The following is a 19,298-nucleotide window of genomic DNA, read 5'->3' on the forward strand; positions in this document are numbered from 1 at the left end:
AGCGTGTGTTTACCCGCACGACTATGACATCAACGACGAACGATCTAATGACATTGTTGATGGCATAAGGCGTTGAATCAGACATTGATCAGAGCAAAATCAAAAATTTGGATTTAATTTAACCGATAATTTGTTACTGATTTTTCGGCTATTTGATATAATACCGCCTCAACTTTGAGGTATATATGAATTTAAAAATCAAACGGTTAGATCATCACGGCATAGTCGCAGGTGTAATTGAAGACTTACAAATAGTCCCCTTATTGGATCAATATTTACCTCAGGATGAAAAGCAAGAAATTACACCTGGTGAAGCGGTTAAAGGCATGATTATGAATGGACTTGGTTTTGCAAACCGTCCTTTATCTCTCAGTCCCCAATTTTTTACTAACTTACCGCTTGAGCATTTATTTCGAGAAGGTGTAAAAGCCGAGCACTTTAATCGTCACAAATTAGGCCGCACACTAGACCAGTGTTTTGATTTTGGCTGCGAAAGTCTATTTTCACTGGTGTCTCAGCAAGCTTGCGAGCTAGAAAGTGTAGACAAAAAATTTAACTCACTCGATACAACCAGCCATTCTTTAACGGGAGAATACGCTTTTGACGATGAAGACAGTGATGACAATGTTATTAAAATCACTCATGGTTACAGTAAAGCTCACCGCCCTGATTTAAAGCAAGTGGTACAAGAAATCATTGTCAGTCAAGATGGTGGCGTTCCTCTCGCCTGTAAAAACTGGGATGGCAATAGTGCTGATACCGCTATTTTTAAGGCAAGGAGCAAAGCACTTGTTAGCGAATTCAAAAAAAGCGCAGCGCCTAAATATCTTGTGGCCGACTGTAAGCTTTATCATAAGGCTAATGCCGAATTTTTATCTCTGGTAAAATTTCTCACGCTTATTCCTTCAACGATAGCGCTAGAGAAAGAATTAATCGCAGAATCAATAGCTGACGAACAATGGGTGAAAATAAATGCTAACTATCAATATGTTGTCAAAAAAGTCGAGCATATGGGGATCAAGCAGCGATGGATTGTGATTTACTCAAGTGCCGCTAATCATCGAGCTGCTAAAACGATCACACGGCAAGTTGAACGAGCAAAAGTTAAGGTAGAAAAAGAGCTGTTTCATCTACAAGCGCAACGCTTTGCTTGTAAAACTGATGCGCAACGAGCAGCGGATAAAATAGGAAAAAAACTGAAATATCATCAAATAAGCGACACTCAATATATAGAGCATAAAGTTTATGAAGGTAAAGGCCGCCCGAAAAAGGATGCTGAAGTTAAGCGTATAGAGTGGCAAGTAAACGCTGAAATTGAAGAAAACACGATCGCAATCAAGCAGGCTGTTGAGCAAAAATCTTGCTTCATTCTAGCAACAAATATTGATGAAGAAGAACTTTCACCTGAAGAAATATTAAAACATTACAAGGCGCAATCGGAAGTTGAAAGAGGCTTTAGATTTTTAAAAGATCCCTTGTTTTTTGTCTCTTCGTTATTTATAAAAAAGCCAAGCAGAATCGATGCTCTGTTGATGGTAATGACATTATCATTACTTGTATATTCTATTGCACAACGACGAATGCGAGCGAATATGAAAAAAGTTGAAGCGACAATTCCAAACCAAATAAATCAAGAAACGGCCGCCCCCACATTGCGCTGGGTGTTTCAGTGTTTTGATGGCATCAATTTACTTCAACAAGGTGATGATTATATTTACGATCAAACCTACTTAGATGGCCTGACCGAACTCAGGCAAAAGATAGTAAACCTTATTGGTGGGCATGCCATGCACTTATACAAAATCAAAAAAGTGACCTAGGGGTCTGATCAATGTGTGGTGCAATTGGTATTACCCACCAAGTTAGCGAGGATTAGCTAAAAACAAGCCACCCATGAACACAGGTGGCTTAAAACATGAGCCTTACTTAAGTTTTCGCACTCTAAAACTACGACCTTTAAGTTTACCTTCACTAATTTTACGCAGCGCCGTTTGTGCTTTGCTTGCTGCAACGGCAACGTAAGCCCAGTTGTCGGCAAGTTGGATTTTACCCACGTCTTTGCCTGCGATGCCGCCTTTACTGGTTAGTGCGCCTAGGATATCGCCAGCACGTACTTTTTGCTTTTTACCGCCGTCGATTTGTAAGGTAGCCATCGCTGGTGTTAATAATGGTTTGTCTAACACGCTGTTGTCTGGCAATGGCGTTGGCTCAACCGTGATGTTTAAAAACTCTTCTAAACGACCAATTTTGTTGAACTCTTTTTCGGCAAACAATGAAAGTGCTTGTCCTTTCGCACCAGCACGGCCACTACGTCCGATGCGGTGTACGTGAACTTCAGGATCGCTTGAAATGTGATAGTTAATAACCGTATCAAGACTGTCGATATCAAGACCACGAGCAGCAACGTCTGTTGCAACAAGTACTGATGCACTCTTGTTGGCAAAGCGGATCAGAGTTTGGTCGCGATCCCGTTGTTCTAAATCACCGTGCAGCGCTAAAACGCTAAAGCCAAAGTCCTTTAAGTCCATTGCTAAATCTTGCACATCACGTTTTGTGGTACAAAACACAACCGTTGATTCGCTTTGGGTGTCTTGGAGCAATAGGCGAACAGCGTGTGCACGATGGCGGTTGTCGTCTACCTTGTAGAATGTTTGATTGATTGTGTTTTCATCATGCGTTGACGCTACTTCAATCGACACTGGATCAGTCATTAGCTTCTTAGCGATAGGTTTAACGCCATCAGGGAAGGTCGCTGAAAATAGTAAGTTTTGACGCTTTGGCGGACATAATGAAAAAATTAAATCTAGTGCATCTACAAAGCCCATTTCTAACATGCGATCAGCTTCATCAAGCACTAGGGTATTTAGGTGTTTTAAATCAATGCGACCTTTTCGTAAATGATCTTCAATACGACCCGGCGTACCAACAATAATGTGCGCGCCGTGCTCTAATGAACCAATTTGCGGCCCCATCGGTGTGCCGCCACATAACGTAAGTACTTTAATGTTATGAATAGCACGTGCCAGTTTACGGATTTCTTTGGCAACTTGGTCAGCCAGTTCGCGCGTTGGACATAAAATTAGTGATTGAACGCGGAATTTTTTCACATCAAGATTGTGTAGCAAACCCAGCCCAAACGCTGCTGTTTTACCTGAGCCAGTTTTGCCTTGTGCAATCACGTCTTTGCCTTCTAAAATTGGCGGTAGACTTTGTGCTTGAATAGGTGTCATTTCGTTGTATGACAACGTTTTTAAGTTCTCTAGCAGTGATGCATTGAGAGGCAATTGAGAAAAGCTAGTTGATTGCACAATGATGGCCTTTGGCTTGATGGAATTGGCGCGTAGTATATAGCAAAACGCAGTGATATATCAGTCATCTACTGTATAGTGTGCAGTCTATTGTTATTTTAAGGTTTTGTTGTGAAAAAAGTCGCTATTTTTGTTGATGTACAAAATATCTATTATACGACCCGTGATACCTATTCGCGTCCCTTTAACTATCGCCAGTTTTGGTTTGCTATTGCGCAGGACTACGACATTGTCGCGGCCTATGCGTATGCGATTGATAAAGACGATGTATCACAACAGAAGTTTCAAAGTGCGCTGCGCCATATTGGTTTTGATGTGAAACTAAAACCCTTCATTCAGCGCCGCGATGGCAGTGCAAAAGGGGATTGGGATGTTGGCATTACGATTGATGTTTTAAAACATGCACCTGAGGTCGATGAAGTGATTTTGTTATCAGGTGATGGTGACTTTGCCATTTTATTAGATGAGCTGCGAAATACACATGAAGTGTCTAGCCAAGTTTATGGCGTGTTAGATTTAACCGCTGGCGCCCTAATTGAGGCCGCTGATGAATATACGCCAATCGAAAAACGCCATTTACTTTAGTGGTAATTCACAGGGCTCAAATTCGCCGCTAGGGGTTAGCTGGTGTATTGCCACGTTAACCTGTTTACTGGGTGGCGTTTCAATGGTGATTGCCATTTTGTGCTGCTCATTGACGGTAAATAGTTTGTTGTGCCAGCGCTCGCTGTTGTCCTTGCGTTTTTCGTCAAAAGTTAGTGAGATATTGTCGCGATCTTGAATATCAAAACTAAATAAATGTAGCGGTACAGATAGCCCATCACCGCACGCTTTTATGTAAGACTCTTTTAACGTCCAATAATCATAAAAGCCAGTTTGTTGCTCTTGTGGTGGTAACGATTGTAACGCCTCAACTTCACTGGCGCTAAAATAGCGAGGGGCTAATTTTTTAGTATCACTTTTGCGTTTGGTGTACTCAACATCAATGCCAATAACATTGCCTCGGGTCACCGCTAATGCAATGAGGTGATGAGCATGAGATAAATTAAACTCAAGACTCTCCGCCGATTTACTTTCATTGCTATTTGCAATAAACGGCTTGCCGTTCCAGCCTTTATCAAATTGCCATTGGCTAGGTGAAATGTCGCTATAGCGAGACAGTACTGTTCTCACTAATCCACGGGTCACCAATGCATCTCGCTTGGCATCGTCAGTGCGCTTTCTATCAATAGTTTCTTGCTCTTGGGGGCTAATTAACTGCTGAAAATCATTTAACACCTTGGCGGTTAAATAATGAGGTTGAACCAAGAAAATATCGATGTGAGATGGTTGTTGTTTGGGCACGTGCTCGGGTCGTCTTCGTCAATAATGGTGCTAGTTTACGTCATTAACCAATAATCTTAAAAAGAATTTTTAACACTCACCATAAAGCGTACGCTGTCGGCTTCTTCTCGCTCGGTCATTGGCGCAGCTAAATCAATATGAATAACATGGTTGGCATCGGCACGGCTCGGAGTTAAACGCAAACCAATGCCAATATTAGCTAACCATGGTGTTTGTTTAAATTGGGTGTGAGGCTGGGGGCTTTGTTGACCCCAACTACGACCTACATCGACAAAGGCAGCGGTTGCAACTCGAATCAGTTTCCACCAATATTGGTCGGTATAGTAACGCTGTTCGATCTTAATCACTGCATTTCTATCGCCAGTTTGAAATCGCACTGGATAACCGCGCATGCCGGTATCGCCACCAAGAAATAGCTGGTTTTCGATGTATGGGTTTTTAAGCAGATTGTAATTAGCACCGACGAAAAATACCCGATCAGGCGTCGTAAAGTGGTAATACTGTCCGTTTAAATTACCACTGAGATTCTTAGTGGTGTTGCTGTCAGCAAGGTAGTAACCGCCAAGATGACCAGCGATTGTGATAAGTTCATTGTGAAATTTAAACGCGCTTTTAGAGCGGATATTGAAGATGTATCTCGACTGGTCATCGCTCCATGATGACGGGCTATAACCAATGCTTGCTGATAAATTGCGTCCTAAATTGATATCTTCAGTACGTTTAATTGAGTGGAAATTGGTGAGCGTAGTGTAATGATCTTCGAGTAAATTAAACTCTATCCACGGGTAAATATTGGTGCGCGAATTCAGTGGGTTTAATTCAATGGTGTCATCGATTGACCAAAACGTATCTTCAATAAAACTTAAGCCATAACGTAAGCGAGTTGTTCGATCGAGGTGATACCCGTCTGAATGACCAAAGAAAACTTGGTAGTGATTGAGTCGATGACGAATATCGGTCAGTTTATCTTTGTTGATATAAAGCGGTTCTTCACGGGTTTCATTGAGGTATGAGCCGCCGTAGCTTTGGCGACTTTCAAAAGAATAAAAAGGTTTGTTGACGGCAACGTAGTGACGTTTTCCGTCACTGTTGTCACTGATTTCAAATTCACTTGTTAGGTGAGTACCGCCGACATTGGGATCTTTATATCTTAGGGTAAATTCTGTCCGTTGATCGTCGCGCGCTTGGGAAATAGAGATTAGTTTTCCGGTGCCTAAAAAGTTAGATTCAGTGATGGATGCGCGGGTCTTGGTTTCATCGCCATTATGAGAAACGCTAAATGCTGGCGTTATCGACCAAGTGTCACGGGTGGTGATGTGTAAATCGACTTTGTCGTCACAAAGTTTTGTCGGTTGAATACGTGCATCAAAGATGAACTTTTGTTGACGCAGTAAGCGCTCGGATTCTCGCACTTTTACGGGATTAAATTTCTCAGACTGCTTAAATGATAGCTCCTGTAAAATCACTTGTTCTTGGGTGATGGTATGGATGCTGTTGAGCCATTGATAAAGCCAATTGAGGGATACTGAGTCATCGTCGCTAAAAACATTGTAACGGGTATAGGAGATTTTTCCGATGTGATAGTCGGTGAGAAGTTTGTCGAAATCTACTGACGGTGCTTCAAACTCACTGCTTGGTAATGGCTGGGTGGAAGTCCATTGACATTGAGGCGCAACGGACTCAGCCGCTTGTACTTTTATAAGCGGTACACTGCTAATGAAAAATAAAGCCAGAAATCGATAAATGACAGACTCCTTGTCAAATTTGTAATTGATTTACTTAAAGAATAGGCCAAATGAGTGAAGATGGAAACTAGTAATCTATATTTAATCGACGGATAATGCACTGAATTTGTTGATAAGTGTTCGAGAATTTTATGTTGCAGCATTATGTTATACCCGTTACTTCCTTTGCCCAAAATTGCAGTATTTTGTGGTGTAATCAAACTAAAGAGGCTGCAATTGTCGATCCCGGTGGTGATATTGACAAGCTAGTTGCTTTTATTAATGAGCAGCAACTTAATGTAACAAAGATTTTGTTAACACACGGTCACTTAGATCATGTTGGCGCAACCTGTGATACTGCGGCAGCCTATGGTGTTCCTATTATTGGACCTCATGAAGCAGATGCGTTTTGGATAGATAATTTAGCGCAACAAGCGCAAATGTTTGGATTTGTAACGCCAAATAATTTTACGCCAACACAATGGCTTAATGATGGTGACGAAGTGACTGTCGGCAATGAAACATTGCAGGTCGTTCATTGTCCGGGTCATACACCGGGTCATGTGGTTTTTTATCATCAAGCAAGCCACAAAGCTTGGGTTGGCGATGTGATTTTTTCTGGCTCTATCGGTCGTACCGATTTTCCTCAAGGAAATCATCACCAGTTAGTTGATTCAATTTGCGATAAATTGTGGCCACTGGGCAACGATGTAGAGTTTATTTGTGGCCATGGCCCCAACTCTACGTTCGGTAAAGAGCGCGCCTCAAACCCATTGGTTGGTGATAGGGTGACTGGAAGAGGGTAGTTGTATTTATACCCATAACCAATGAAAATGCAGGTTTTATAGGCGGTCTAAAAATACAACCTGCTGCGTTGCGCTCAATCGCAATAGCAAGCTATTATTCATTCACGCGCCTTGCAGCTTAGTTTTTATTCTTGCTATAAATTCCAGCATATCCAACGATTATGGGTATAGATGTTATTTGCTCGAGGTTATGTCGCAAAAATATACCGCTTTATCGAGTTTATTGTTAATGAACTCGATTGTACTGTATGTTCAAAGTTTAGGTGAACATGAATTTCAGCAGTGACATAATGTGGCGTAAATACTCATGTAAACAATGCGCTGTGATGAAATCTTATTAATCATGTTGAGAATATCATGTATCCAAATCTGACTATCGAGAACAGCTATGGAACAAAAGTTTGAGCATGAGGAAAGCACTCTTCATTTAGGAAAGAGCGCGCTTGCAAAACAAAATAATCAATTCTGGCTATTACAAATTAGCGGTTGGATTGGTTATTCCATAATCGTATTCTTTGCCATTATTAGGCCGCAATTTACTGACACTGATTTCAGTCTAGAACGACAGTTAGTTAATTTAGCCATTGAAACAACGACAGGTTTTATTTTGTCTTATCTTCAGTGGCAATTCATTAGGCGAATTGTGGTTTTTAAAATCAGAAAAGTTTTACTGTTTAGCTTTATTTCCGCAGCATTATTGGGGCTGTTCTATAACATAATTAAATTAAGTACATACAAAGTTATTGTTTATCAACAGCAATGGAATCAAGCGTGGAACACCTTGGAGTTTGGTGGATGGTTGTTATTTTCCTTAACAACCATGTTTGTTTGGACATCGATTTTTTTCATTATGTTGTATAACGCCAAGCTTCAAAAAGAACATGAAATGTTGCTTCGTGCACAAACATTGGCAAAGGAGTCTCAGCTTCAAATGCTGCGATATCAGCTCAATCCCCATTTTATGTTTAACACCATGAATGCAATCTCTACTTTAATATTAAAAAAGGAAAATCTTAAAGCTAATGAAATGCTAGAGAAACTTTGTGAGTTTTTTCGTTATACACTTCAAGAGAAAACTTATCGAGCGTCGACATTTGCGGAAGAAATCGATTTTCTGAACCTCTATGTGTCTATTGAACGCGTGCGATTTGGTGAGCGATTAGGGTTTAATTTAGATGTTTGCGACAGTGTTCTACGGGCCAAAATCCCGAGTTTGTTTTTACAGCCGCTTATCGAAAATGCAATTAAATTCGCTATTGAGCCCTCAAAAGAAAATGGGTTGATTGAGGTGTCAGCTAAGCGAATTGAAAAGTCATTACAAATAATTGTTAAAGATAGTGGTGTTAGCGGACAAACGCGTCGACCGCGAGGATTTGGCATTGGAATATCTAATACTAAAGCTAGATTAGATACTTTATTTAATGGTGATTTTGATGTCAGTATCGTTCAGTGTGAACCAACAGGGTGCGCCGTTACTATATTGATACCGTATCAAGAGGTCGAGTGATGCAAAGTAATAAACGATTATCTGTGATTGTTGTAGATGATGAACCCTTAGCAATTGAGGGACTCATGCTTCGTCTAGAACAAATACCTGAGGTGGAAGTTATTGGACAGGCATGTAACGGCGATGAAGCAATTAAAATGTGTCAAGAACTGTGCCCTGATGTCATGTTTATTGATTTCAAAATGCCCGGTTTAAATGGTGTTGAAGTCGTTCAAGCTATTCAAAATGATGTTATTCCACTCATTGTTTTTGTTAGCGCTTACGGTGAGTTTGCGCTTGATGCGTTTGAATTAAATGCGATTGATTACGTGTTAAAGCCTGCAAACCTTGGGCGTCTTAAGAAAACAATAGATCGTATTCTTGCTTATCAACAACCTAATGATAATAGTAAAGAAAAATTATTAAAGGCGCTTGAACAGTCATCTGGGATCGCTATCTCTACCTTAGAAAAATGGCTTGAGACAGACGCTCCGCTGCCCAACGCGTACTCTCAAGAACTAGTGATTAAAAACGATAATAATGAGCGGTTGTTGTTGCCAATTACGGATATTCGTTGGATTGATGCTGCGGGCGATTACATGTGCATTCACACTCCAAACGAAACTCATATCATACGTATTACCATGAAAAAACTAGCCGCCAATCTAGACCCCAATGTGTTTGTAAGAATTCATAAATCAACGTTGGTTAATATTGAGTATATAAGAAGCGTGAAAAGCTTAAAAAATAGCGAATGTATTATTGCGTTAGATGAAGAGGTCAACCTTAAGGTAAGCCGTAATTATAGCGCCCAGATTCATGAACACATTAAATCGAAGCAAGTCTAACCTGTTATCGCAAAAATACCTCACGTTGTCGTATTGCACCGTTTTAGCTTTACTTAGTCGCGTTTAATTCTCCTAATAGCGCATATTCATTGCCGCATTTATAAACATCCACCATGCTGTATGTAATCTAGATAACAAACGGCATGATCAATTATGCCAATAATTACAAAGAGCATTGAACTGAAAAGTTTAGTTGCGAATTGTTTGAATAACTATATTAAGTCAGTAGGAAGTCAATTATGAATAGAGCAGCAAAAAGAATAACTATGCTGAGTATCGTGATGTCGACGACGACATTAATTGGATGCGGAGGCGATGCTGATACAACTTCAAAAGCAGAGCCAGTAAATCCAGCACTACCTGTATCAGACTGGGAGTTGGTATGGAGTGATGAATTTGACAGCGCCAACATCGATTTAAACAAATGGACCCATGAGGTTAATTGTTTAGGGGGTGGGAATAATGAAAAGCAATGTTATACCGATAGCAAAGAAAACTCATACATTGCTGATGGTAAGCTGCAAATTGTTGCTTTGCCTGCCGCGCAAGATGCTTCTCAGCCATACACATCTGCTCGATTAAACTCTCGTTATAAAGCCGATTTTAAGTACGGTCGTTTTGAAATGAACGCAAAACTCCCATCAGGTCAAGGCAGCTGGCCTGCATTTTGGCTAATGCCAACGGATGAAGTGTATGGTGGTTGGCCACGCTCTGGTGAGATTGATATTGTAGAATCTGTAAATCTTAATACCGTTAATTCAGATAACGTTGCAGAAACACATGTTTATGGCACGCTGCATTATGGTAAAGCAAGCCCTGATAACGCTAGCTCAGGCAAAGCCTATCAATTACCTGAGTCAGTAAGCCCTGCCGATGGTTTTCACACTTACGCTATTGAATGGCAAGAAGGCGAAATTCGTTGGTATGTTGATGATTACCTTTATGCAACACAGCGCCGCTCTGATGTGCGAAAAAATAGCAAAGATGAGGCGGTTGGTTTGGCGCATCGAGGCTGGTTTTCTGAATACTTCGACGCAACGTCAGGAGAGTTGACAACCTTTTGGGATAACTCCCCTTATGATCAAGAGTTTTACATGATCTTGAATCAAGCTGTTGGTGGCAACTGGCCTGAAAACGTTAATAATACTGGGATTGATGCACAGGCTTACACCAATGGTAATCATTTTGAAATTGATTACATTCGCGTTTATCAATGTAAAAGTGATCCATTAACCGGTAAAGGTTGCGAGACGATTCGCGCTGGTTATGACAGTAAAGAGGATGCCTTAGTTGAAGGCAAAGCACCTATTCCATCACCACCGAGTACTGGTGTTCCACAAAGTCTAACTATTTTTGGAGGTGAGTTTAATGCAAATTGGCCTGCATGGGATTGTTGTGGTGGTTCAACGCCAGCGTTGAAGAATGATACTGAAAAGGGCGATGTTGTTGAATTTAGTGTTGGTGCGGAGCCAACCGTCAATGGATTTATTACCCGAGAAGCATTTATTACTGATGAGTCGGGTAAACCGTCTCCTTTTGATGCCTCTCCAGCAGTGGATACTGGCTCTTTAAGTTTTGATATGAAGGTTGTTTCATTGCCTAATGCCGCTGATGCTCCTTGGATAGTCAAAGTGGAAAGCAACGAAGCCACAACGGCGGTTGAAGTTGCTATTAATTCAAGCACTGAAGGTGAACTGCCCGCTGCAGGCGTATGGCAAACCTATACCTTCCCACTCAAAACACTGGCCGACGGCGGTTTAGATTTAAGTACGATTGATGTGGTGATGATTTTTCCTGCTTGGGGACAAGGTGAAGGCGCTGTATATCAAGTTGCTAACATGAAAATTAATACCGGCAATGGTGCTAGTGCCAGTCCTAAACTCACTGTTTTTGATAATGCGGCTAACCCTGCATGGCCTGCGTGGGACTGCTGTGGCGGTTCAATGCCAACCATAGAAACACTTGATGATGCACATGAACAAGTCACTGAGTTTTCAATTGGCGCAAGTCCAACGGTTATGGGCTTTATTTCTCGCGCTGAATTTTTAGCTGATGGGGTATCTCCTGCGCCATTTGATGCTTCTAGTATATTAAGTGATGGTGTCATTAGTTTTGACATGAACGTGGTTACCATGCCAAATACAGCGGATGCACCGTGGTTATTTAAAGTGGAATCAAACAACGGTGAAACGCCTGTTGAACTTGCACTCTCTGCGTCTGTTGAAGGTGTGATACCTGTTCAAGGAGTGTGGCAAACCTACACCTTTAAATTGTCTGATCTGGCTGACGCAGGTTTAGATGTTAGTGCAATTGATGTGTTAATGATATTCCCTACATGGGGTCAAGGAGAGGGCGCGGTTTATCACGTTGATAACGTGAAAATATATAACCCTAATGATCAACCCACAACAACCAAGCATATCCTGTTTGCTGATTCACCAGCACAGCAATGGAGTATTTGGGATTGCTGCGCGGGCTCTACGCCAACGGTTGAAAATGATGATACCGCACACGGTATGACAGCTGAGTTCGTTATTGGTGCATCACCAACAGTAATGGGTATTTTGGCAGACGATGATGTGTACTTAGATGCTTCTTCCGCACTGAGCGACGGCGTGGTTCAATTTGAAATGAAAGTGGTAACGCCACCAAATAATAGTGATTCAGTTTGGATGTTTAAAATTGAGTCAGGTGATGCATCAGCGGCAGTGGAGTTAGCGCTTAGCGCAAGTAATGAAGGCGCAGCACCAGTTACAGGACAATGGCAAACTTATACCTATTCTTTACAAGCATTATTTGACGCAGGACTCGATATTAGTCAAATCGATGTAGTGATGGTTTTTCCAGCATGGGGCACGGGCGAAGGCGCCGTTTACCGACTTGATAACGTGATAATTGGTCAGCCTTAATTTTAACGCTCTAGATGTTTTATTGCTCAATAATGAAAAGAATAAGTAAAGTAGGAATATTATGAATACTATCAATTTTACAAAAAGTCACCTTGCCTTATGCGTTTCAGCTGTACTGTTAAGTGGCTCATATTCGCAAGCGTTCGCAGCAGACAATGACGATAAGAAAAAAGAAAAGAAAGCTGAGGTTGAAACTATCCAAGTTAGCGGAATTCGCGGCGGACTAATTCGCTCAATGGATTTACGCCGCGAAGAAAAAGGCGTTGTTGACCTGATTTCTGCTGAAGACATGGGTAAATTTCCCGATACTAATTTAGCTGAATCGTTACAGCGAATTCCAGGCGTAACCATTAGTCGAGCTAATGGCGAGGGCAGTCAAATAACGGTCCGTGGATTTGGCCCCGCGTTTAATTTGGTGACCCTAAACGGGCGTCAAATGCCTGGTTCAGGAAACACGCGATCGTACAATTTAGAAAATCTATCTTCTGATAACGTAACCACCTTAGAGGTTCACAAATCTGCACGAGCGACCAATCCCACAGGAGGATTGGGTGCAACTGTTAATATTGTGACCACTAAACCACTAGATAATCCAGGGCAACGCTATTCGGTATCGGCCAAAGCCATTAACGATACCTCTAATGTTGAAGGTCGCGATGTTACGCCAGAATACAGTGCACTTTATAGTAATACCTTTGCTGATGAAAAGTTTGGTGTGGCGTTTTCGTATGTACACCATCGCCGTGATTTTCAAAAGCAATCCGCCAATATTCAGGGATGGCAAGCAAACGTTGCATTGCCGACATTAGATGAAGAAAACGTCATTGATAGACGGGCTAAAGATGGTGAAGGTAACCCGATTGGGCCACACTTTTTTCCGCGAGACATGAATTACGGCATTGAAAATGTTGCCAGAGAACGTGTTAATTCAAGCCTTACGTTGCAATTCGCGCCAATTGATAGCGTGGTGATCAGTGCCGATTATGTACGTAGTGACGCAAAGGTGGCTACCAACTCTATTAGTTGGGGGATGTGGAATGATTATGGCGGTAACATCAATGCTTATGAATTAGATGCTAACGGTACCGCTATTTTTGCTGATATGAGCGGCAATGATGGCTCTTTTACGGCTTCACGAGGCACGACTGAATTTGAAGAGGAGTCTGTTGGGCTTAATATTGCGTGGCAAGTGAATGAATCACTCGCGCTTTCTTTGGATTATCACGATTCGACAAGTAGCGCAGATAACGGTGCCGATAAGAACTTGGGAAGCTATGGATCGCTTGTATTGGGTTCTGACCAGCTACGAACCAAGACCTATGATTATCGTGAGGGAGAAGTGCCCCAAGGAATTATTTACTGGAACAACGGAACAACGGTATTAGCACCAAGTGAAATGGACTCTCATTTTAGTCAGTTTGTCCATTCGCCAGGTGAGTCAGGCGTCAAACAAACACAAATTAATGGCAGCTGGGAAAACTCATTTGATATTCCGTTAGTGACCGTCAATTTTGGCGCAGCTCATACCAAACAAACTATCGGTGGTTCAAGTTCATGGAGTGGTTTAATCGGTGGTTTCCTATTTAACCCTTCATATACTGAACTGTTCCCTGACAGTATGTTTGTACATAACAATACAGACAATTTCCTCAATGAACTTGCAGGAGGAGGTAGTAACCTTGGGTCAAATTATTATTACACATTCGACTTTGATGAAGTCGTAGCACGCTCCAAAGCATTCTTAACCAACGAACAATTGGGTGGCGACGATTATTTTGATACATCAGCTACCCATCCAGTAGGCACAAAATCACAGGGCGAAGTTCAAGAGACGACAACGAGTTTGTATATCGATTCTCAATGGGAATTTGATGTATCGGATTATGCCGTGTCATTAAACGTTGGTCTTCGATATGAAGAAACTGATGTTGTTAGTAGTGTGCTTCAGCCTGTGCCAACTCAAGTTTGGTGGAAAGGTGGCGGTGAATGGCTTACTCAGTATTTACCCGGTGAAAATAACTTTTTGACCCAAGAAGGTGAACACGATGTTTTCTTACCGATGATGGATCTTAAAGTTGACCTCAATGATGAGATGGATGTTAGGTTCTCATGGGGTAAATCCATCGCGCGTGGGCCATTAGGTTCGCTTGCGGGCGGCCGAACGTTATCTGGTAGTCCCAAAATTGGCTCTCGCAATGGGGTACAAGGTAATACAAACCTCCAGCCATATGAATCAACAAATTTAGATTTGGTGTACAGCTATTATTATGCGCCGGGTAGTTATGCGTCAGTAGGTTACTTTAATAAAAAAGTGAAGAATTTTATTGGAAATCGCATTGTCTCCACAACGATTGACGGGTTCCACGATATTTATCAGGGGCCAAGATGGCAACAAGCAGAATCTGACATCGCCGCTCGCGGTGAACAAGTAACCAACGATGCTATTTTTGCACAAATGCAAGCCAATGGTGCGACATTGAATGAAGGTGGTTTTATTACGCCAAATTCTGAAGATCCGCTCATTGAATGGGATATTAGTCAGCCTTTTAACAGCAGTGATGAAAAAGAAGTACAGGGCATTGAAGTTGCGGTGCAGCATTTATTTGGCGAGTCAGGCTTTGGCTTGGGTGTGAATGCTACCTTAGTTGACGGGGATGTCGAATTTGATGTGAGCAGCTTAGAGCAGCAAACTCCACTTGAAGGCTTGAGCGACTCTGCTAACTTCCAAGCGTTTTATGAAGACGATGTGTGGTCGGTAAAAGTGACCTATGCATGGCGAGACGAGTTTTTATTGGGAGTTGGTCAGTCGCAAGGATCATCTGATAACCCACCACAGTTTGCCAAAGCTTACGCGCAGTGGGATCTCAGTGCTAATTATAACGTCACAGAGGAACTCACGGTGTTTGCCCAAGGCATCAATTTAACCAATGCTACCGAGCAACATTTTGGTCGCTATAAAGAACAGTTTCTTCAAGCGAATCAATATGGTCCACGGTACGTATTAGGTGTTCGTTATAGCTTTAAATAGCGCAGCGCAACGAGCTTAAATTCAGTCGGGTTTAAGCTCTCCTTTCTTATTTTATCTCATTGTTAAAAGGGGCAGTATTATGGCCGCTACAAGTGCAGCGTTGACGAAAAATACGTCTAACGATTCAACCCAAACCCAATGGTTTGCACTATCATCATTGGGCACTTTGTTTTTTATGTTTGGTTTTATTACTTGCTTAAATGACATTTTAATCCCGTACTTAAAAGGACTATTCGACCTGTCTTATGCGCAGGCGATGTTAGTTCAGTTTTGTTTCTTCTTTGCGTATTTTGTGATGTCTATTCCTTCTGGCATCATTGTGGCAAGAGTCGGCTACAAAAATGGCATTATTGGCGGTTTAGCATTGTCGAGTATTGGTTGTTTTATGTTTTATCCTGCCGCCGAAATGGCAGTATATTCAATGTTTTTACTTGCTCTATTTGTTCTAGCGTCAGGCATTACGTTATTGCAGGTATCAGCTAATCCTTATGTAAGCGCGCTTGGTCCGTCTAAAACGGCGTCTTCACGCTTAACATTAACCCAAGCGTTTAATTCTTTAGGAACCACCATCGCACCATTCTTTGGCGCATGGCTTATTTTTGATCACGTGTCGACACAGCAAGCAGCAACAGCTGAGTCAGTACAGTTACCGTATTTGTTACTTGCAGGATCTTTATTGATCATTGCAGGTGTATTTTCGTTGTTAAAACTGCCTGATATGGGGCGAGGCGAGAACGTTTCATTTTCACCCAAAAAAGTACTTCAGCATCGCCATTTAAAGCTAGGTGCCGTTGCGATATTTCTATATGTTGGCGCTGAGGTAGCCATTGGTAGCTTTATTGTTAGTTATCTTACCCAATCGCATATTGTTGGCTTTAGTGAAGGAAAAGCGTCAACCTACATCGCTTATTATTGGGGGGGCGCTATGGTTGGGCGCTTTATTGGTGCGCTGATTATGCAATATGTAAGTGCTAATAAGGTATTGATGATAAATGCGCTGCTAGCCATTCTACTCGTGTCAGTTGTGATAGTTGGCGAAGGGAAGCTTGCTATGTACGCGCTGCTGTCAATTGGATTGTGTAATTCCATTATGTTTCCGACCATCTTTAGCTTGGCAATTGACGAGCTAGGAACTGAAACAAGCCACGGTGCTAGTGTGCTATGTCTTGCGATTGTTGGCGGGGCCATTGTGCCTTACTGTCAGGGCTTATTCGCGGATTTTACTAATGTACAGCTTTCGTTTGCTATTCCAGTGTTTTGCTATTTATTCATTGTTTATTACGGATTGGCCGGATTTAGAGTTAAAAGAAGTACGAAAGTGGAGGCGTTGTCATGAAAAAGCTAAGTATTTTGGCGGCTTGTTTGGCGATATTTGGCTGCAATCAAATCGATAGTACATCGGTTAAAAGCAATAAAAATGCAATCTGGCCAGTGATACAGTCGCAAGTAATTAAAGACGAGTCCATTGAGAATAAAGTTAAAGCGTTATTAGATACCATGACATTAGAGCAAAAAATAGCGCAGATGATCCAACCTGAGATCCGCGATATTTCGATTGAAGATATGCGTAAGTATGGCTTTGGTTCTTACTTAAATGGCGGTGGAGCATTTCCTAGTGGTAATAAATATTCAATCCCGCAAGAATGGGTGGATTATGCGCAATTGATGTATGAAGCATCAATTGATGACGCCTTAGATGGTTCAAAGATTCCAACAATGTGGGGAACTGATGCTGTGCATGGTCATAACAATGTAATAGGTGCGACGCTATTCCCGCACAATATTGGATTGGGGGCAGCAAATAATTCTGCGTTGATCAAAGACATCGCAACGGCAACAGCGACAGAGGTGATGGCAACGGGAATTGATTGGGTATTCGCGCCAACCGTTGCCGCGGTGCGAGATGATCGCTGGGGGCGAACCTATGAAGGATATTCTGAGGATCCTGAAATTATAAAAGCATACGCCAGTGCCATTGTTGAAGGGTTGCAAGGAAAACCCGGTGTTGATTTTATGGATGATAGTCATGTCATTAGCACCGTAAAGCATTTTATTGGCGATGGCGGAACGAATAACGGCATTGACCAAGGAAATAACACGGCTGATGAACAAGAGTTGTTTGACATACACGCTCAAGGCTATGTTGGCGGATTGACGGCAGGAGCTCAGTCTGTAATGGCGTCATTCAATCGTTGGCAAGGTGCGAAAATTCACGGAAGTAAATATCTCATTAACGATGTACTAAAAGAGAAAATGGGGTTCGATGGCTTTGTCGTCGGCGATTGGAATGGACATGGCCAAGTTCGTGGCTGCTCTAATGAAAGTTGTCCTGCAGCTATTAATGCCGGATTAGATATTTTTATGGCGCCAACACACACATGGAAAGCGCTATACGAAAATACAATTAAGCAAGTCAAAGAAGGTGACATTCCTTTATCTCGAATTGATGATGCGGTAAGTCGTATTTTACGAGTGAAATTTCGAGCTGGTCTTTTTGATAAACCAAGCCCAGTTAATCGAAAATATGCTGGAAAAACTGAATATATCGGTCATGAAAAACATCGAAAAATTGCTGAAAAAGCCGTTAGAGAATCACTTGTTTTGTTGAAAAACAATGGCAGCACATTACCTTTATCGGCCAATCAACGGATCTTAGTTGTTGGAGATGGCGCTGATAATATTGGCAAGCAATCTGGCGGCTGGTCTATTAGCTGGCAAGGTACAAATAATACTAATGATGACTTTCCGGGGGGCACATCGATTTACGATGGAATCGATGTCGTGGTGAAAAAAGCTGGTGGCTCAATTGTTTTAAGTGTTGATGGTAAATATGAGAAAAAGCCAGACGTAGTTATCGCCGTATATGGTGAAGAGCCATACGCAGAAGGGCAAGGGGATGTTAAAACACTAGCCTATAATCCCTTAAATACAAAAGAGTTGAACATGTTACAGGGATTCAAGCAACAAGGCATTCCTGTAGTCTCAGTATTTATTAGTGGGCGGCCGATGTGGGTCAATCCGTACTTAAATGCAAGTGATGCCTTTGTTGCTGCGTGGTTGCCAGGTTCGGAAGGAAAAGCAGTAGCTGATGTGCTATTTAAACGCAGCCCTCAAAATGATTTTAAAGGTAGATTGTCATTCTCGTGGCCAGCAACGCCGGATCAAATTGTTAATCGTCATGACAAAGACTATTCGCCACTATTCCCGTACGGTTACGGATTAACGTATGAAGATGATATTCAGGTAAAACAGCTGTCAGAACATCACACATTAGTCATTGATGGACAGCAAGCTGAAGCATTGTTTGACGGTAAACTTGTTGCTCCGTGGATACTTTCTTTGATGGATGAAATGCGCCAAACTCCTGTTAAGTCAAGCAGTGTTGAACTGGGCGGGTTGTCATATCGGACTATTGATAAAATAGTACAGGAAGATGCATTTAAACTGAGTAATCAAGGAAATACACTGGCTGGTCTTTGGTTTAATAATAAAGATGATGGATATGGAGTGTCAGGTGATAACCGGGTGGTTGAATTAACTGTTAGGCGAGAAGCATTATTACCTGAGTCTGTCATGTTGGCATTAAACTGTGATGATATTAAACAGTGTCAGCATGCAGTGGCATTAGCGAATAAGATCAATGCATTGCCTGTTAATACATGGGGCAGCGTGCAGTATAGCTTGTCGTGCTTTAACCAGTTAAGTGCGAGCCATAGTAAACTTAAATCGCTAGGAGTAATAAGCTCTAGTAAGATGAACTTAGATATTAGTGCAATAAGAATGACTATTAAAGAGCCTGCGAGCACTGAATGTAATTAATTAGAAAGTATGGGCGCGATGGTTGA

The 19,298-nt window shown here is 41.8% G+C and carries 12 protein-coding genes; 9 read left to right on the forward strand and 3 right to left on the reverse strand.

The genetic code is table 11. From position 1 onward, the window contains the following. Positions 1–185 precede the first annotated feature (185 nt). Positions 186–1,820 (forward strand): IS1634 family transposase, encoded by a 1,635-nt coding sequence (locus tag ACMAZF_RS06165; RefSeq protein ID WP_435275961.1) that lies wholly within the window; start codon positions 186–188, stop codon positions 1,818–1,820. Between the two features lie 102 nt (positions 1,821–1,922). Here the strand turns inward: ACMAZF_RS06165 and dbpA are convergent, their stop codons facing one another. Beyond that, complete coding sequence (gene dbpA, locus ACMAZF_RS06170; RefSeq protein WP_435276553.1) at positions 1,923–3,308, reverse strand: ATP-dependent RNA helicase DbpA; 1,386 nt, start codon at positions 3,306–3,308, stop codon at positions 1,923–1,925. 111 nt (positions 3,309–3,419) lie between these two features. On the opposite strand from dbpA, the gene ACMAZF_RS06175 reads away from it, so the two are divergent. After that, a complete protein-coding gene (locus ACMAZF_RS06175; RefSeq protein ID WP_435276554.1) occupies positions 3,420–3,893 on the forward strand; it encodes an NYN domain-containing protein in 474 nt (157 codons plus the stop codon). Here the strand turns inward: ACMAZF_RS06175 and ACMAZF_RS06180 are convergent. Beyond that, entirely contained in the window at positions 3,885–4,652 is a 768-nt protein-coding gene (locus tag ACMAZF_RS06180) for a 4'-phosphopantetheinyl transferase family protein (RefSeq protein WP_435276555.1), read from the reverse strand. The two genes, ACMAZF_RS06175 and ACMAZF_RS06180, sit on opposite strands and share 9 nt — an antisense overlap. Before the next feature lie 56 nt (positions 4,653–4,708). Beyond that, positions 4,709–6,427: a BamA/TamA family outer membrane protein gene (locus tag ACMAZF_RS06185; RefSeq protein ID WP_435277191.1), complete on the reverse strand. Its 1,719-nt coding sequence runs from the start codon at positions 6,425–6,427 to the stop codon at positions 4,709–4,711. A gap of 104 nt (positions 6,428–6,531) precedes the next feature. Here ACMAZF_RS06185 and ACMAZF_RS06190 point away from each other — a divergent pair, with 104 nt between their 5' ends. From ACMAZF_RS06190 to ACMAZF_RS06220, 7 genes are all read left to right on the forward strand, one after another. Next, positions 6,532–7,182 carry an MBL fold metallo-hydrolase gene (locus tag ACMAZF_RS06190; protein ID WP_435277192.1) on the forward strand — a complete coding sequence of 217 codons (651 nt, stop codon included), beginning with the start codon at positions 6,532–6,534 and terminating at the stop codon, positions 7,180–7,182. A gap of 388 nt (positions 7,183–7,570) precedes the next feature. Further along, positions 7,571–8,689 carry a sensor histidine kinase gene (locus tag ACMAZF_RS06195; protein WP_435276556.1) on the forward strand — a complete coding sequence of 373 codons (1,119 nt, stop codon included), beginning with the start codon at positions 7,571–7,573 and terminating at the stop codon, positions 8,687–8,689. Continuing rightward, positions 8,689–9,516 carry a LytR/AlgR family response regulator transcription factor gene (locus ACMAZF_RS06200; protein WP_435276557.1) on the forward strand — a complete coding sequence of 276 codons (828 nt, stop codon included), beginning with the start codon at positions 8,689–8,691 and terminating at the stop codon, positions 9,514–9,516. Before ACMAZF_RS06195 ends, ACMAZF_RS06200 begins: the two co-directional genes overlap by 1 nt. A gap of 239 nt (positions 9,517–9,755) precedes the next feature. Further along, on the forward strand, positions 9,756–12,425 hold the full coding sequence (locus ACMAZF_RS06205) for a family 16 glycosylhydrolase (RefSeq protein WP_435276558.1): 2,670 nt from the start codon (positions 9,756–9,758) through the stop codon (positions 12,423–12,425). Positions 12,426–12,486: 61 nt separating this feature from the next. Further along, the gene (locus ACMAZF_RS06210; protein WP_435276559.1) at positions 12,487–15,453 is read left to right on the forward strand and encodes a TonB-dependent receptor; all 2,967 of its coding nucleotides are present in this window, start codon (positions 12,487–12,489) and stop codon (positions 15,451–15,453) included. Positions 15,454–15,532: 79 nt separating this feature from the next. Further along, positions 15,533–16,789 carry a sugar MFS transporter gene (locus ACMAZF_RS06215; protein WP_435276560.1) on the forward strand — a complete coding sequence of 419 codons (1,257 nt, stop codon included), beginning with the start codon at positions 15,533–15,535 and terminating at the stop codon, positions 16,787–16,789. Further along, positions 16,786–19,272 (forward strand): glycoside hydrolase family 3 N-terminal domain-containing protein, encoded by a 2,487-nt coding sequence (locus tag ACMAZF_RS06220; RefSeq protein WP_435276561.1) that lies wholly within the window; start codon positions 16,786–16,788, stop codon positions 19,270–19,272. Before ACMAZF_RS06215 ends, ACMAZF_RS06220 begins: the two co-directional genes overlap by 4 nt. Positions 19,273–19,298 lie beyond the last annotated feature (26 nt).

Origin of the sequence: Psychrobium sp. nBUS_13, assembly GCF_051201665.1 — a bacterium.
Classification (GTDB): Bacteria; Pseudomonadota; Gammaproteobacteria; order Enterobacterales; family Psychrobiaceae; genus Psychrobium.